A 16855-nucleotide genomic window follows, 5' to 3' on the forward strand; every position below is an offset into this window, starting at 1 on the left:
GGCCGCTGTCCAGTTCGCAATCAGCCGGACACGATATGCAGCTCGACGCCGCTGTTCTCGAGCTTCTCCTTGTCCTCGGCGCGGATGCCCGAATCCGTGACAACTATATCGACCTCGGCCGCATGGGCGATCGTGGTGAAGGAGCGGTTGCCGATTTTGGAAGCATCCAGCAGCAAAACCACCTTGCCTGCGGCGCGAATCATCGCTTTTTTCACCTGGGTGTCCAGCAGATTCGGATCCGTGAAGCCGTCTTCATGCGTATAGCCCAGCGCGGAAAGAAAGACGGTATCGGCATGATAGCGGGCAAAAAACTCTTCCGCCACCGGGCCTACAAACGTACCCGATACGTCGCGAAGCATGCCGCCGCAGCTTATAAGCGTTCTTCGCTCCGTCACAAGCGGCCGGAAAAGACTGGCCGTGTCGAGCCCGTTCGTCAGAACGGTCAATTCGGCGTAAGCCCCGAGATACGCCGTCATGCCGGAAACAGTCGTGCCGTTCTCGAGGATAAGCACCTCTCCGTCGCGCACGAACCGCTCGGCTGCGTAGGCGGCCAGACGGTTTTTGATCTCGCGATTGCGCCGGGACTTGGCGGCAGCGTTGGGCTCATCTTTGGATACTTCATGCTGTAAATAAACCGCGCCCCCGTGCGATCGCTGCACGCGATTCTCTTGCTCGAGCGCGTTCAGGTCGCGCCGGATCGTCATTTCGGAGACGCCAAAATGTTCGCTGAGTTGTTTCATGGTAGCGGCGCCGCTTTGCGCCAAATAGTCCAGCAGCGCTTGTTTTCGTTGCAGGGGAAGCATGGCCGCACCTCAAGGTTTTTCACCTATTCTAACATAGATGAACATTAACGCAACACGGCGAACCGGGGCCAAGTCATGGTTCCTTGACGACAAATGCATAAATGCCTTTCAACGTGCTGAAAAGCGTATGGCGCGACACCTTTACTTTTGCAACGAATCCCAAACGTGTCATTTCCTCTTGAAAAGCAGGGACGAACAAGCTGCCGCTTTTGGCGATTTGGCCGCCGATAACGATCGAATCCGCTCCGAAACGGCGGAGCGCCGGGGTCAGAATCGATGCCATTCGTTTGCCAAAGGCAACGAACAGCCGCACCGCGTCCGGATCGCCGGATTCGGCCAGGCTGGCGAAATCGTGAACGTCGCGCCCTTGCGTTTCAAGCCCCATTTCCTCGGCCAACTGAAGAACCCCTCGTTTCGAAATGCAATCGTCCGCCATTTGGCCCTGATACGGAATGTTGTACAACCATCCTTGGTCGGGAACGCCTTCGCCCTCCTTCACCAGGCGGCCGTACTCGAGGAAGCAGGAGCCGAGCCCGGTGCCGATCGTCAGGCAAACGCATTTTGCGCTGCCGCGGGCATCGCCATATGTGGCTTCGCCGAGTCCGAACAAGGCGGCGTCGTTCTCAAAGCGAATGCCGAACGAAGGCGAAAGCCGGCGCTTCACATTGTCGCGGGAGCGCAGCTCTTTCTCCAGCAGCGTACCGATGGAGAGACCGTAAAGGGAGTCGAATTTTTTCAGCCCCCGGATCAGACATACGCCGCGCCCGTAATCGAACGGACCGGGAAACGCCATGCCCAGACCCGCGACCGGCCATTCGTCCCGATCAACCTTGCCGAGGACATCGACGGCGATGTCTGCCAAATGGGCGATGATTTCTCCGGCGTTTCGCTCGGCATACGATTCATATTGGGACACCGACGCTTCGACAATGGCCCCTTCAACAACTGCAGCCGCCTTGATCTGCGTGCCGCCTACATCGAAGGCCAACAAAATCCGCTGTTTCATAACCGCGTTGCCCCCCTATGCCCTTACGTAGGCTTTGACAAGTCCAACCGTTTGGCCTTGGCTCGGCCCGCTGGGCCGGACGATATAAGCGTCTACCGCGGCCGGGACGATGAACGTCTCCGCATAACGAACGACGAATGGCTCGAACGCCCCCGTTGGGCTTTCGACAGTCGCTTCGCTGCCTTCGATCAGGTTCAGCATATGAACGCTGCCGTTCGCGCGGTGCAAGACCGGCTCCGAGAACCAGTAGCGCCGCGTTTCAATAAACTCCAGCTCGTGCAGCCCCGTCCGCTCCTCGGTCCACCCCTGCCCTGCCGCAACAGGGTCCACCCTTCCCACACATTCGGCAGTCGTCCACGCGGTCGTCCGGTTCCACTGGATAACCTTGCTGCCGTGCTCGATATGGACCGGCCGCGGCTTCCCGTCAAGACCGAGCCGATCCCAGTCCCAGAGCTTGAAGGTGAAAATATAAGGTGTCGCGCTTATTTCCAGCACCATGCAGCCTGCCGCCGAACAATGCACCGTTCCCGCCGGAATGAGGAAATGGTCGTGTTTGGCCGCCGGATATACGTTGACATATTTGTCCGCAGGGAACGTAAAGTCGCCTGCCTGCGCCTTGCGCAAATCCGCCAGCATCGCTTCCGGCTCGATTCCGTCCTTCAGCCCCAAATAAACGACGGCCCCCGGCTCGGCTGCGAGGATATAGTAGCTTTCGTCCTGCGTATACGACATGCCGAACGTATCGCGGATGTATTCGGTCGTCGGATGCACCTGCAGGCTCAGGTTTTGCCCCCCGATCGTATCGAGAAAATCGAACCGAATCGGGAACTCCGCCCCGAACCGGGCATAAACGCGTTCCCCCAACAGCTGGGTCGCTTCGAAAAAAACAAGATTGATCGCCGGCAGCTCCACGCGCGTATCGCCGTACCGGAAATAGAGGCTGTTCTCCTCCGGCACCCCGTCGAACCCCCAGGCATACGGGTGCTCTTTTTCCGGCAGCCCGATGTTCGCTTCCAGCCACGTGCCGCCCCATACTCCAGGATCGAAATACGGAACGAGCCGAAACGGCCGGTTTGCCGCATGGGCCAATCCCGCGAACAAAGCTTGCCGCGTGACAAGCTTTGGCTCATTTTTCACATTGGTATCCAAATAATAATCGATCCGGCGCAGCAGCGACTTTTTCAGCCGATCCGCCATCCGCCATTCGAAAAAAAATCCGCGCTTGTACAGCCGGAGCACATCCGTCTCCCGGTTCGCCGATCGCCAGTTGCCGCTTTCCTTCGCCCGGTAGCGCTGCTGAATTTCCCAGCGGGCCAGGTCCGCATAAACAAGAATGTCACCTTGGGCGACCAGCGTTGCGCCGAAGCCGATTACGAGGGCGATGCCGGAGTCCATGGTTTTCAGCTGATCTCGCAAGGCCGCCAGCTTGCCCGGATCGTAACATTCGTCAATCGCGAATGGCGCCATATACCCGAACACCCGGTCGTCCGTCATGTAACGTTCGACCATGCGGTCGACTTCGGCCGGCTCCAGAGCGGCGTCTTCCGCACAGATGACGAGCGCCGGTTGCAGCGATTCCGCCAAGCCTGCGACAATCTCCTCCTGGCGAACGCCGGGATAACATTCCACCACAACGGTGGCCTGCCGCCTGCCCGATTGGGCAAGCGTTGCCCCAATCGACGCTCCGATCGCCCGGTATCCCGACCATACCTCATGATCGTAATGGGGGATCTGCAGAAACGGTTCTTTGTTGTACGTGTTGTTCATCGCCAGCGCTTCCTTTCCAACATATTATATCATAATATAACATATATGATCTTATATGAACAATCGCGGAATCAACCTGGAAGCTTCGCCGCAAAAAGTTATTGCCAACGCGTGCATGGCCCTGGTACATGCAATATACAGAAGGTTTCTGTCCATTTCGCTCTTATAGTGGGAGGAATCGGCGAAAGGCACGATCACCTGATCGAATTCCAGCCCTTTGGACGCATGGACGGAGGTAACGATAACCCCCTCCTGAAATTTGTCGCTGTTTAAATCAAGCAAACTGACGGATGGGTCGGTCAAAGCGAATTTCCCGTACAGCGTTCCCGCCTGGGAAGGCGTCTTGCACACGATGCCTATCGTCCGGAATGCGGATAATCGGAAGCGTCCGACCAGTTCCCCGATTCGGCGCAAAACGTACGGAACATCCTTTTGATCGCCGATTTGATTTTTTTCATCGTCGAAGCGGTCAGTTTCCCGCCATCGGCATCCCGTGCGCTCCCGCTTACGGAAGAAGCGGTTTTGTTCAAGCGCAGATGGACCGGCAACCCGGCATATCGTGGGTCCAAAAATAGCCATACGACAGTAGGCTAACCATACGCAAACGTCCCGCTTCTTTTCCAAGAAGCAGGGACGTTTTTTCTTTTGTGTTTACGGTTATTTCATATATTGGCTATACTAAATGACCCGCGCAATCGTTGACGACACGAATCAATTGTATGTCAAATAGTCGAGATGCACGTTGTAATTGTTCGCATTCGCATTTTTCGTGTGGGTCACGACGATTTTGATCGTATGCGTGCCGCTTGCCATATTTTGCAGGTCGAAGGCGAGCTGTTGGTTCTTTTGCGACGCTGCGTAAGAATCATAGGTCGTTTGCAGAACGCCGTCGACGAAAATATCGAATTTGCCGCCGCCTGGTCCCTTTTGCGTGTACAGTTTGACGCCCGTACCGGTGAACGTGTACTCCGCCTGCGCGTTCAGCGTATTGCTGTACGAAATCGTGCCTTCATAGCTGGACGACCGGGAAATATGACTCCACGCGCCGGTATAAACGATCCCTGCGTTCGTATCGTCGACCGATGTGTCGATCGGCGTAATCGGCGGCCGCTGCTTTGCATATTCGAACAAATCGAGGTTAACGTAGTTGTTCGCAGCATTCGGATTTTTGGCGCCGGTGACGACCATTTTGATCGTATGCGGCCCGTCGGCAAGCGAAGTCGTTTCATATGCCGTCACATCGAACTTCTGCTGAGCGGCATACGAATCGTAAGTGGCGACCTTGGCGCCGTCCAGGTAAATGTCGAATATGCCGCCGTTCGGCGTTTTTTTCGTCACCAGCCGAATGCCCGAGCCGGTAAACGCGTACTCGGCGTAGGCGTCCGTTTCGTTGCTGTTTTTGCCGGTGCTCTTGTAGAAAGAGCTGTTGGTGTTTGCCGTCCAGGTGCCGCCGTAGACGATCGCCGCATCGCGGTCGTCGGTTTGTCTCCAGCGAGGGAGTTGCCCCACCTGTTGCATCAGTGCAACACCGGCCGGTGAGATGAGGCCGTTCGGACCGGGCGGCACGCTAAGCGAAAGCGCCGAATATCGCATGTTGTAATAGTGCAGCTTGCCCGCGACCTCCGCCGCTGTATCCCAGTCGCTTGCGGGCCCATCGTTGTCCGTAAACGCCCAGTATTCGTCGTAAACTTTCCACGCCACTTCCCAGGGATTATCGTTTCCAACCGGAGGCGGCCCCTGGATAAGCTCGTGCAGCTTCACTTCTGATTCTTTGTCATCGTCGTGGAACAAGGCCAGGGCGCCGGGCTGTTTCTCGTGCACGAAGTCCGTAAATTCCTGGACTTGCGCGTTCGTCAGCACCTTCGCGTGGTCGAACCAAACCGCGATGACTTCGCCGTAACGGGTCAGCAGTTCATCGAGCTCTTGTTTGGCGAACGCCGTATAACCGCTGTTGCCGGTCACGCCGTTCGGATACTTGTATTTGTCGTCCGAATTGAAATAGATCGCCAGTTTTAAGCCGTAGCGCCGGCAGGCGTCCGCCACCGCTTGCACGATGTCGAGGTTGGAATAATTCGTCATGTTGGCGATGCCGTAATCCGTCAGATTCGTTTGCCAGGCGGCCCAGCCGTAGCGATGCTTGGCGACGACGGTCACATAATCCATCCCGGCATCGTAGGCGGCCTTCACCCATTGGTCGGCGTCAAAGTTGGTCGGCAGGAAGGCGTCTTTGTCCGTATTGGGATGCGGCATGCCATCCGGACCGGTTTTCCCCAGGTACGTATTAATGCCGAAGTGCGGGAAATAGCCGAAGCCGAGCTGCGTGAATTCATCCGGAGTGATGGCGGACGCCCGGGGCATGTGCAGGCCCAGGAACAGGACAACGGCAACAACAAGCGCAAACACGGAACGAAACGGTTTATTCTTCATACGAAAACCTCCTTTAAATGGGAATTCGTTGCCTTACCGCACTGTTCGCCTCCTTTCATTGGGAACAACTTCCCTCCCTAATTTAGTATATCGCTTATACTAAATAAATGCACGGAAAAATTTTGCAGCATTCCGGCGCAACCGGCTCCGCCTGTTCACCCATTTGCTTCACTGCCGCTCCGCTCCCTGAAACGTCTTGCCAAATAGGCCATGTTTTCTTGCCTATTTCGTCAAAAACGGGCCTGCCTGAAATAGCCAGTGATTTCACTGGCTATTTCAGGCAGGCCGGACGATTTGGGGCAAATAGACCATTTTTCATGGGCTATTTTGGTTGCTGAAGCTTCCGAAAACAACAGCGATCGGAGGAGCAGCCCTTCCGCGCAGCGGCTGAAGCGTGCTTGAACTTCCTAGCGCCAGCACGCCTGCAAAATCCTCTCCCCACCCCGAATCTTATCCATTCTTTTGTTGATCCGGTTGCTAATGTTTAAGCTGGATCGACAATCCGCCGTCGATCGTAATCATCGTACCATTGATGAAAGCAGCGTCTTCCGAGCAGAGGAACAGGCACGTCCTTGCGATATCGTCCGGCGTGCCGATCCGGCCTACCGTATGCAAGGAGAGCACATACCGCTCATACGCGGCGGGGTCCTCCAGCGAATCGACGTATCGTCGGTACATCTCCGTATCGATAAATCCGGGGCAAATGCCGTTCACCCGAATGTTGTCCTCCTTCAGCGTCAGTGCCATGCTGCGTGTAAGCGAAACGACGCCGCCCTTGGAAGCGGCGTAAGCGTCGTAATGAGGCACCGTTGCGTATGCGTGGACGGATGAGATGTTGACGATGCTGCGGACCGAGCTTTGCTTCATAAACGGCGCTGCGTATTTGGCTGTCAGGAATACTCCCTTCAAATCGACCCCCAGCACCCGATCCCATTCTTCGCTGTCGAGATCCTTGACGCCTTTCCATAAAGCGATGCCGGCGTTGTTGATGACCGCGTCGATCCCGGACCATTGGTCAGCCGCCCGTGCCATCGTTTGCCGCACTTGCTCCGCGTCCGAAACGTCCGTCTGCATGAACCGGGCATCGATGCCGAGCTGCCGCAGCTCATGCTCCGCCGCTTTCCCGCTTTCGGCATTTGCTTCCGCAAGTACGACACTTGCCCCCTCCTTGCCGAAACCGAGCGCAATTCCCTTGCCAATACCGGCGCCGGCTCCCGTCACGACGACCACTTTTCCCTGAAACCGCATTGTCATCATCCTTCCTTTCGAAACGATTTGCCCACGCGAATTACCAATCGGCCACCGAACCGTCTTCATGCCAGTAACGCGCGAGAATTTCCTGCTCGAACGGGTGTTTGGCCGCCTGCTGCTCGTCCACCTCCACGCCGAGTCCCGGCAGCTCCGGCGGCACGATATGGCCGCCTGCGACCCGCAGCGGGTTGATCACCACTTCATCGCGCCACGGCACGTCGCTGCGGAACGATTCCTGAATGAGCCAGTTCGGCGTGCAGGTTGCAAACTGAATGGCCGCCGCCGTCGCGATCGGTCCGAGCGGATTGTGCGGTGCAACGCTCACGTAGTACGTTTCCGCCATGGCGGCGATTTTGCGGGCTTCCCACAGGCCGCCGCAATGGCACAAGTCCGGTTGGATGACGGCGCACGCCTGCTTCTCCAGCAATTCGCGGAATTCGAACCGTGTCGCAAGCCGTTCCCCGGTAGCGACCGGAATCGACGTTCCCCGCGACACTTTGGCGATGCCGTCCGGGTATTCCGGCAAGCACGGCTCTTCGAGAAAAAACGGCCGATACGGCTCCAGCGCCTTCGCGTACTGGATGGCCATATCCGGCGTCGTACGCCCGTGCAGATCGACCATGATATCGATCTCGTCGCCGCAAGCGCGGCGCAGCGATTCCATCAGCCGTGCGGCATGGTCGAGCACCTTATGCCCGTCAAGCGGCGCCGTTCGCGGCACGATCAGCACCTTGATCGCCGTGTAACCGTCGGCAATGGAGCGAAGCGCTTTTTCCGTCATCGCATCGTGTGTCGCCTGGTTGTAGACCGCATCCATGCTGCCGCCGCCCAGATGGTCGTACATGCGGATTTTGTCGCGCACCTTGCCGCCCATCAGCTTGTAAACGGGCATATTCGCCGCTTTGCCGAACGCGTCCCAGCACGCCATCTCGATGCCGCTCATCGCCGAGTATCCGACGACACCCGCCCGGAAAAACGGCTGCCTCACCATCACCTGGTATAAATGCTCGATACGGGTCGGATCGAGGCCGATTACGAAAGGCTTCAAATCTTCGATACAGCCGACGACGCCGCGCGTTTTCCATTCGAGCGACGCTTCTCCCCAGCCAACGATTCCTTCGTCGGTGAGCACTTTGACAAAAATCCAGTTGCGCATCCTGGCGTTGACAACAACCGTCTGAATATCGGTAATTTTCATGGCGAAACGATTCGTCCTCCCCTATTCGTCCCAATCTCCCGCACAAAGATGGCCGGTTTCGTCAAATGCCCATTCGGCCGGTTCGCCTTCGATCGCCATCCTTGGGTGCCGCCTGACTTCGTCCAACATGTTCTCGGAGACCAGAAGCTCGTTCATTCGCAAGGTGTGCTGAATCCGCACCAGCCGGACGCGGCTGAAATCGCGTTGCCCGCCGGTATATACGGCAGCGGTAACGGCTTCGCGATCGTTCGCCAGAATGAGCGGCAGTTTGCCTGCCCCGATCTCGACAGCCGTTATCGCATTCGTATATACCTTGTCAAAATCGATCCGTTCGACCGTGCGGCGCGTCGTAAAATCCGCCAAACCGATGCCCACGGCATTGCCGTCCGTTTGTTCCGTCAGGCCGAGAATCGCCACTTTGTTGATCGGCGGCGCCTCCCTGAACTGACCGTATGCTTTCGTATTTGCCGTGCGGCCGACGATATTCGGATCGAAGCCGCTGCCGCTGATGTTTTTGCCGATTTGATCGATAATCAGGGCGTCGATCTCCTGAAGCCAGAAGCGAGGCATATTCCGTTTCGCCAGCGCCAACAACTCCTCTTCGCGCCCGGGCAGCTGTTCCTTCGTGACTAGCTCGATCATGGAGGTTTGATGGAAGGCGTCCTCGACCAGACCGATGCCGAACAGAAACGGCGTTTTCTCCATTACGAGCGCGGCGACCGCCGGCAGCAGCCGATCGAAATTCGCCATTCCTCCCCGGTGCAGGTAGCTCGCTCCCTTGTGCTTGCCAAGCCCGATCCCGAGCATTTTGACAATGCCGCTTTCGATCGGCGACTTAAAGTCGGTGTGCGGCTTGATGCGCGAGACGACGATGATGCCGTCCGCATGCTCAAAAGCGGTTTTGTCAAAAAACACTTCCACATCGTTCAGCACGCGGCCCAGATGAACGGTTTCCATCGACGAGCGAACGGGAGCGCCGACCAGCTCCTCCGTAATGCCGTATTCGGCCAGCACTTCCGCCTGTCCTTCGGCGGTTGCGCCGCCGTGGCTCCCCATCGCCGGCACGATGAACGGTTCGGCTCCGTATTGCTTGAGCAGCGCAACCGCGGTTCGCACGATCAACTGCAAATGGTCGATCCCGCGGCTGCCGACGCCAACGGCAATCGTCATGCCGGGCTTGATTCGGGAACGAATGTCGTCACGGGCGAACTGCCGCCCGAGAGCGGCGATAATGTCCGCTTGCCCGATTGCCGACGAAGCGAACGTTTGCCTGACGCGCACCATGCGCGGCAGCGGTACATGTATGCCGGCGCCCAATTTCAAAGCCGGCAAGTTCAATTTCATGCCGTCAACTCCTTCCTTCGCCTATGCTTTCTTACATGTCCGCGGCCGGCGGCGGATGGGTAGTCGAGATTCCGTCTCTCCTTTTACTCGATCTTTCACCATACTACCATGGTAGTATGGTTGATACAACAGTAATTTACCGCATGCCCAACCGGACATGCGGCTGATTTCACGCCACTACAACATGATCGACTGGCTGAATACTCCATGTTCTGCCTTACACGAATTCAATATACCCTTCCGTCCCATTCACGCGAATTCGTTGCCCGTCTTTAATCAGCTTGGTGGCATTCTCCACGCCGACGACGGCCGGCAACCCATATTCGCGCGCGATGACAGCGCCGTGCGTCATCAGTCCGCCTACTTCGGTGACGAGACCCTTGATGGCGACGAACAACGGCGTCCAGCCAGGGTCGGCAAAAGAGGTGACCAATATATCCCCTTCTTCCAGATTGGCCGACTCCATGTTGAGGATCACACGCGCCCTTCCCTCGATCACGCCGGAGGAAACAGGCAAACCAACCATCGCTTGGGCGGGAAGATGATTCCGGTGATAGTTGCCGGCGATTATTTCACCGTCCGACGTGATGACGCGAGGAGGCGTCAGTTTTTCATACCACTTGTAGGCTTCTTTCCGCTTGTCGACGACCCGCCAGTCCAGCGTACGGGTGCGCACGACTTCGCCAAGTTCATCAAAAGCGAGATAAAAAACATCCTCTTTTTCATCAATAACGCCATCTTGTACGAGTTGTTCGGCTACTTGGAGCAATGCCTGCTTATAAATAAAGTACCGGCCGATCATGCCGTACTTGGGATATTCCCTGTACCCGCTGAAATGCCGGATCAGGTCGATCCTTCGTTTGGTTTCCATGGCTTTTTGATCGCCGTCCGGCAGCCGCGTCAATCGGTCCAATAACGATTGTTCCTTGTTCCGGGCTTCCTGTCTCCCTTGCTCGAATTTCCGTTTGGCGGCACCGGGTTCAAAAGTTTTGACGTTCGAAAGAATCGCCGGAACAAGGGTTAGCGGTTTTTCGCTCCAGCGGGTTTTCGTGACGTCGATTTCCCCGGGACACCGCATTCCGAACCGGTCGAGAAAAGCGGCGATCGCGTCGCGGCTTTCCCGTCCGCCTTCCAGTTTGCCCAGTTCATCCAGAAATCGATCGTCTGTTGCCTGCTGCAAATAAGCCACCACTTCCGGATACGGACGAATCGCATCCGCGACATCCATCAGCGCCAGTCCCATCTCCGAAGTAATATTGTTCGGTACCGACTGGGAGATCGAATCGGCAGCGTTTTGTTCGCCCAACCACTTGTACATGTGTTCGTTGAGCCAGGCTGCAGCCCCCATGGCCGCCATAATGACACCCGAGCTTTGCGGATCGAACAACAGCTTCTTCAATTGCTGGAAATCTTCGCGGATGAAATCGATTGCATCCGCCCCCGATTTTGTTTGGATGGCCAGTTGCAACGCTTCGATCGAAGCTTGATGGCGGCTGATCAAGTCCGCCACGACGGTCGGATCGGGTTCGATTGCTGCCTGCATCGCAGTCTGTATTCTGCCGGAAGTCGCGGCGTCCCGGTCGGCCGGCGACGATGCGATAAACTCGCGCTCCACAACGGTCTGGAGCGCGTCTTTCATCAGCGGTTCGGCTTGCCCCATCATACGGATCAACGCTTCCCGGCTGGCAGGTGAAGCCAATTGAGCGGTAACGTCGACAAACAACCTACCGCCGGCCGTACGCATGGGAGCGGGAGTCGTCATCAAATAAAACGACAATCCCAACGGTTTGATCGGATCGGTCATCATTTGTTGATGGCCGACGGATACGTAAACGCGATTCTCGCGATCGTTCGCCTCGGGGATCGGATATAACGTCGTGATTGGCCGACTCTGAACGATCGAGAACTTATGGTCGGCCAAACACCATTCGATATCTTGCGGCTCGCCGAAATAAGCTTCGATTTGTCTGCCGATGCAAGCCAATTGGACGATCTGTTGATCCGTAATCGTCTGTGTCTGCTGCAGGTCGGGAGCGATCTGCCGCGTCACCGTTCCTCCTTCTTTTTGTCCGTAGATGGCCCAGGTTTTGGTTGCTATTCGCTTCTCGACGATTTCCTCATCCTTGACCTTATAACAATCGGCAGCCGCCAAGCCCGAGACCAGCGCTTCCCCGAGTCCATATCCGGCATCGATGGAAAGCACCTTCCGGTTGGAAGTAACCGGATCGGCGGTAAATAATATTCCCGAAGCCTGCGGGTAAACCATCTTTTGCACGATCACGGATACATATACGCTGCGGTGGTCGAACCCCTGCCGCATACGGTAAACGATCGCACGATCCGTGAACAGAGATGCCCAGCATTTGCTGATATGCCTCAAGACAGCCTCTTTGCCGATAATATTCAAATACGTGTCTTGTTGGCCGGCAAAAGAGGCATGCGGCAAATCTTCGGCGGTCGCGCTGGAACGGACGGCATAAGCCTGATCATCGCCATACCGGGAGAGAGAATCGGCAACGGCTTTCACAACCTCGGAAGGAATTTTCGCTTCCGTTATGAGTTGGCGCAGTTGCCTGCCGATGTCGCCGATTGGCTCCCGATCCTCCGCTTCCAGCATCGCGAGTCGATCCAAACAAGCATGAAACGTTTCGTTGTGTTCGATCGCGCTGCGATAGCATGCCGTCGTCACGCAAAACCCATCCGGTACCTGGATGCCTTCAATAGTCGCCAATTGCCCCAAGTGCAGCCCTTTTCCGCCAACAAGCGAAAGATGCGTTTTTTCAATTTCATTGAAGCCGAGAAGCAATGGATGCATGGAACACCTCTCCCAACCAGTAAATTTTGAAAATCGTTTGACAAGAGTACGCCCAGCGTGATACAATAAAATTGTAAGATGCACTATTCATGTGAATTTGCAAAATAACAGTCGTAAATTGATTATAGCATCGTGTTTGTTGATGTGCAACGTGAAAGAACCTGGCTCCCGGGAGTCAGGTTCTTTTTGATTTAATGTTCGCTAATGCGCGGCGCTTTTTTCATCCAACCAGCTGTATATAAAAAGTTAACACCATAAAATAATAAACGAGCGCCTTCCCCCACTTGCGACGCAGCAAGCTTCTGCCGCGGTTCATTCGCGATTTGACCGTATTGAGCGGCAACTGCTCCGCCTGGCTGATTTCTTCCAGCGACATGCCGTGCAGGTATTGGCCAACGAAGAGCGGCTTGTACTTGTCCGGCAACGAGTCGAGAATAGCGGCCACCATCCGGCCGTTTTCTTTTGTAATGGCTGCTTCTTCCGGCGTCTTCTCCTCGCTCGCGATCGTCTCCCGCCGCTGCAGCGCTTCGTCGTGAGACGCACCGTCCAGCGGAAGCGTTCCTTTGCGCTTGCGCAAGATGTCCAGACATACGTTTTTGCCGATGCGATACAGCCATGCCGACAACGACTTGGATTCGTCGAAGCGGTTAATGCTCAGGTAGAAACGAATGAACGTTTCCTGAACGACGTCGTCGCTGTCTGCATTGCCTTGCAATATTCGGGACGCCATCCGGACGAGATTGTCCTTGTACTTGTTCATCAGCACTTCGAGCGCGCTTTGATCGCCATTCTGAAACATGGTAATCAGACGCCGTTCAGAAAACTCCAACATGTCCCCTCCTCCGCCATACGTTCGGTAGCATACGAGCATTCGTTTCTCCCATTGTAGCACACCTGTACGCACCGAACATGAAAGACAAATGAGAAAAAGCAAAAGCCCGCCGCAAGACGGGCTTCTGCGTCCTTTTCCGACGGGCTGCCGTTCGGTTATTGCAAGTTTGCGCTTCCGATCGTTTCTATCGCCTTATGGTCGATCCGCTTGCTCCGGAACTTCATGAGAAATTCGTACACGACCGGCACGATCACGAGCGTGAGCAGCGTCGAGCTCGTCAGCCCGCCGATCACGATAATGCCGAGGCCCTTCGAGATGATGCCGGAGCTCTCGAAACCGAAGGCGAGCGGCAGAAGCGCGCCGATTGTGGCGAGCGCCGTCATCAGAATCGGGCGAAGCCGGGTAGCCGCAGCCTCCAGCAGCGCTTCCCGCGTAGGCAGCCCTTCCTTCTCCTTCCGGGTGACCCGGTCGATGAGCACGATCGCATTGGTGACCACGATGCCGATCAGCATGAGCGCTCCCATCATCGCGGAAACACTCAGCGATTCGCCGGCCAAGAACAGTCCCAGGAGCCCGCCGATCAGCGCAAACGGCAGCGAGAACAAAATCGCGAACGGGGCGAGCGCGCCGCCAAACGTGATGACCAGCACCAGGTAGATGATCGCGATCGCCGCCGCCATCGCCATCCCGAGCTGTGTTATCATGGTGCCTACTTGCTCCGCCGCCCCGGCCAAATGGACATCGATCGTGGACGGCAGCTTCAGTTCCTGAATGGCCTGCTCCAAATCGCTTGACGCTTTGGATACATTCGATGCGACTATCGTTGCCGTCACTTCCGCGTACATCCGGTTGTCGCGGCGGGCGATCGTTTGCGGCGAGTCGCCCTCCTTGATTTGCACGATTTCCTTGAGCGGCACTTCGCCGCGTACGGGCGAAACGACGGTCGTTTTTTCGATGTCGGCAACCGTACGGAACTGCTGGGCGTCCGTTTGCACATACACCTCATATTGTTTGCCGTCGACTTTGACATGCGTCAACACGGGACGTTCGCGCACCGGGCTAAGCTTCATGGCAATTTGGCCGGCGGTCAAGCCGAGCGTGCCCAGCTTGTTCGGATCGGCGACCAGTGTATACTGGCCGTAAGCTTGGGACAAGCTGGTGCCGGGTTTCTCGAAATCGGCGTTCGACTTCAGCAGCTGCGAGATGCGATCGACGGCCGGCTTGATTTCCTCCATGCTGTCTCCATATACGTACAGGCTCAGCTTGTTGCCGCCCAATCCTTCGTCCGTTTCGAGCTGTTTCCATTCTCCGCTGCCGGCGACGTTTTGTTTCAAGTCTTCGATCACGGTTTTTTTCTCTTCGGCAAATGCATTGAAGTCTTTGTTATACAAGATGAGGAATTGCGCCGCTTTGGACGGCGTTCCGGCGATCGCGTCCCGGCCCCCGACGGAATACTGCATATCTTTTACGCCGTCGCGCTTCAGCAGCAGCGCTTCCGCCTTTTGCGCAACCTGCTCGATGTCCGCAGCCCGCTCGCCCGCCGCCGGCGTGTACGAAATCATCACATATTTATCGTCTTCGCTTGGAGGGAACAGGCTGAAGCCTATGCGCGGAATCAAGGTCAGGCTGCCGACAAGCAGAAGCATGGCCGATCCGAACGTTATGAGCTTGTGACCAAGCGCCCAGCGCAAGACGCCCTTGTATAACCGGCCCAGCGCGCCGGGATGTTCATCGTGTTTGCTCCGGTCTTTCACCCCCCGCTTGAACATCGAATGCCCGAGCATCGGAACGATCGTCACGGCGACGAGCAAGGACGCGAGCAGCGCAAACATGACGGTCAAGCCGAACGGCAGGAACATGGCGCCAATCATGCCGTCCACGGTGCCGAGCGGCAGGAAGACGGCAACCGTCACGACGGTGGACGACAAGATCGGGAGGAACATTTCGCGCGTCGCTTCGCGGATCAGTTCCTTGCCCTTTAGCTTCTCCGACGACAGCGACATGCGCCGGTAAATGTTTTCGATGACGACGATCGAATCGTCGACGACGCGGCCGATCGCAACGGTCATCGCCCCAAGCGTCATCAGGTTCAAGGTGATGTCCATCCGTTTCAGCAGCAGAATGCCGATCAGGAGCGAAAGCGGAATCGATACGATCGAGATGAGCGTCGTGCGGAAGTTCCGCAGGAACAACAAAATAATCAATACGGCGAACAGCGCGCCGAACAGCGCCTTGCTAAGCATCGTGGAGACGGACTTCTCGATCGGCGTGCCTTGGTCGCTCATCGTCGTCACGTGGAGACCCGGCCAGTCTTTTTCGAAGCGCTCCATCTCTTTCTTAATGGCATTAACGACGTTGACCGTGTTGGCTTCTGGGGCTTTGACAATTTGAATGCCGATCGATTCGTTGCCGTTCGTACGCGAGATCGATTCGGCTTTGCCGACGAGCGCAAGCTTGGCGATTTCGTTCAGCCGCACCGTCTGCAAGGTGTCCGCGGCCGGTTTGCCTGCCGCTTGCTGCTGCGGCTGCCCCGCCGCGGCGGAAGGCAGCGGAATCGGCAGTCGGTTCAGTTCGTCCAATGTGGCGACATTGCCGTCGACAACTACTGTTTTGATCGCTTGATCCATTTCAAATACGCCGAGCGGCACTTTCACCGCCGAGCTTTGGACGATCGCGGCAACCTCGTTTTCGCTTAAGCCGAGCGTCTTCATTTTCTCCGTGTTGAACGCAAGCTGAACTTCCTGAAGCTGCTGCCCGGCGACCTCGACGTTGGCCACCCCGGCCAGCCCTTCAAGCGCCGGCTTTATTTCGCCCACGATGCGGTCGGTCAAGTCGGGCAGCGACTTCCCGTCCTCGGCAACGCTGAGCGAGATGACCGGCATCGCATCAAGACTGATGCGCGACACTGCCGCGGCTTGAGCCCCCGCGGGCAATCGAACGCCGGCGATCGCTTCGCGGACGTCGCTAGCCGCTTTGTCCATATTTTGCTTGTAGTTGTACTCGGCGACGATCGAAGAAACGTTTTCCGTCGAGGTGGAACTGATCGTTTTGACCCCGTCCAAATTTCTGATCCTCGTTTCGAGCGGTTTGGTCAGATGTTCCGCCACCTCCTCCGGGGCTGCGCCGGGGTATACAGTGGTGATGGTCAAATACGGGATCGACACGTCGGGAAGCGACTCCTGCTTCATGCCGAATCCCGCGTACAGTCCCGCTACCGTGACGATGATCGTCATGATCCACACGGCAAATTTGTTGTTCAAACTGAAATTGATCAAACCTTTCATGCGCCTCTTCTCCTGTTCGATCCGGATTATCGGCCGATTGCGAACCGACCGCTGGGAATAACGTACCCGACGAACATGTCGGCTTCGTGATCCCAATATGAACGGAATATGAACAGGCGAAAAAAAGG

Annotated in this window: 11 protein-coding genes; all 11 read right to left on the minus strand. The window is 56.5% G+C overall.

Annotated features, from left to right (window positions below):
• Positions 1-20: 20 nt before the first annotated feature.
• Positions 21-803: a DeoR/GlpR family DNA-binding transcription regulator gene (locus tag EXY20_RS24165; RefSeq protein WP_135554686.1), complete on the minus strand. Its 783-nt coding sequence runs from the start codon at positions 801-803 to the stop codon at positions 21-23.
• 73 nt (positions 804-876) lie between these two features.
• Positions 877-1809, minus strand: coding sequence for an ROK family protein (locus tag EXY20_RS24170; RefSeq protein ID WP_135554687.1), 933 nt, complete (start codon positions 1807-1809; stop codon positions 877-879).
• 15 nt (positions 1810-1824) lie between these two features.
• Positions 1825-3576, minus strand: coding sequence for a class I mannose-6-phosphate isomerase (locus EXY20_RS24175; RefSeq protein ID WP_135554688.1), 1752 nt, complete (start codon positions 3574-3576; stop codon positions 1825-1827).
• A 51-nt stretch (positions 3577-3627) separates the two neighbouring features.
• Positions 3628-4155 (minus strand): ATP-binding domain-containing protein, encoded by a 528-nt coding sequence (locus EXY20_RS24180; protein WP_135554689.1) that lies wholly within the window; start codon positions 4153-4155, stop codon positions 3628-3630.
• A gap of 132 nt (positions 4156-4287) precedes the next feature.
• On the minus strand, positions 4288-6003 hold the full coding sequence (locus EXY20_RS24185; protein WP_135554690.1) for an alpha-L-fucosidase: 1716 nt from the start codon (positions 6001-6003) through the stop codon (positions 4288-4290).
• A 477-nt stretch (positions 6004-6480) separates the two neighbouring features.
• On the minus strand, positions 6481-7251 hold the full coding sequence (locus EXY20_RS24190; RefSeq protein WP_167859478.1) for an SDR family NAD(P)-dependent oxidoreductase: 771 nt from the start codon (positions 7249-7251) through the stop codon (positions 6481-6483).
• A 40-nt stretch (positions 7252-7291) separates the two neighbouring features.
• A complete protein-coding gene (gene dgoD, locus EXY20_RS24195; RefSeq protein ID WP_135554692.1) occupies positions 7292-8452 on the minus strand; it encodes a galactonate dehydratase in 1161 nt (386 codons plus the stop codon).
• A gap of 21 nt (positions 8453-8473) precedes the next feature.
• Entirely contained in the window at positions 8474-9796 is a 1323-nt protein-coding gene (locus tag EXY20_RS24200; RefSeq protein WP_135554693.1) for a nickel pincer cofactor-dependent isomerase, group 22, read from the minus strand.
• A gap of 217 nt (positions 9797-10013) precedes the next feature.
• Positions 10014-12611: a phosphoenolpyruvate synthase gene (gene ppsA, locus EXY20_RS24205; RefSeq protein ID WP_135554694.1), complete on the minus strand. Its 2598-nt coding sequence runs from the start codon at positions 12609-12611 to the stop codon at positions 10014-10016.
• Positions 12612-12831: 220 nt separating this feature from the next.
• Positions 12832-13443, minus strand: coding sequence for a sigma-70 family RNA polymerase sigma factor (locus EXY20_RS24210; RefSeq protein ID WP_167859479.1), 612 nt, complete (start codon positions 13441-13443; stop codon positions 12832-12834).
• A 155-nt stretch (positions 13444-13598) separates the two neighbouring features.
• Positions 13599-16727, minus strand: a complete 3129-nt coding sequence (locus EXY20_RS24215) for an efflux RND transporter permease subunit (protein ID WP_135554696.1) — start codon at positions 16725-16727, stop codon at positions 13599-13601.
• Positions 16728-16855 lie beyond the last annotated feature (128 nt).

This window comes from Paenibacillus cymbidii, assembly GCF_004764705.1.
Lineage (GTDB): Bacteria > Bacillota > Bacilli > Paenibacillales > NBRC-103111 > Paenibacillus_AN > Paenibacillus_AN cymbidii.

Excerpts from the sequence above, each read along its gene's own strand:
- EXY20_RS24165 (WP_135554686.1), bottom strand. The coding sequence starts at position 803 with ATGCTTCCCCTGCAACGAAAACAAGCGCTGCTGGACTATTTGGCGCAA.
- EXY20_RS24170 (WP_135554687.1), bottom strand. The coding sequence starts at position 1,809 with ATGAAACAGCGGATTTTGTTGGCCTTCGATGTAGGCGGCACGCAGATC.
- EXY20_RS24175 (WP_135554688.1), bottom strand. The coding sequence starts at position 3,576 with ATGAACAACACGTACAACAAAGAACCGTTTCTGCAGATCCCCCATTAC.
- EXY20_RS24180 (WP_135554689.1), bottom strand. The coding sequence starts at position 4,155 with ATGGCTATTTTTGGACCCACGATATGCCGGGTTGCCGGTCCATCTGCG.
- EXY20_RS24185 (WP_135554690.1), bottom strand. The coding sequence starts at position 6,003 with ATGAAGAATAAACCGTTTCGTTCCGTGTTTGCGCTTGTTGTTGCCGTT.
- EXY20_RS24190 (WP_167859478.1), bottom strand. The coding sequence starts at position 7,251 with ATGCGGTTTCAGGGAAAAGTGGTCGTCGTGACGGGAGCCGGCGCCGGT.
- dgoD (WP_135554692.1), bottom strand. The coding sequence starts at position 8,452 with ATGAAAATTACCGATATTCAGACGGTTGTTGTCAACGCCAGGATGCGC.
- EXY20_RS24200 (WP_135554693.1), bottom strand. The coding sequence starts at position 9,796 with ATGAAATTGAACTTGCCGGCTTTGAAATTGGGCGCCGGCATACATGTA.
- ppsA (WP_135554694.1), bottom strand. The coding sequence starts at position 12,611 with ATGCATCCATTGCTTCTCGGCTTCAATGAAATTGAAAAAACGCATCTT.
- EXY20_RS24210 (WP_167859479.1), bottom strand. The coding sequence starts at position 13,443 with ATGTTGGAGTTTTCTGAACGGCGTCTGATTACCATGTTTCAGAATGGC.
- EXY20_RS24215 (WP_135554696.1), bottom strand. The coding sequence starts at position 16,727 with ATGAAAGGTTTGATCAATTTCAGTTTGAACAACAAATTTGCCGTGTGG.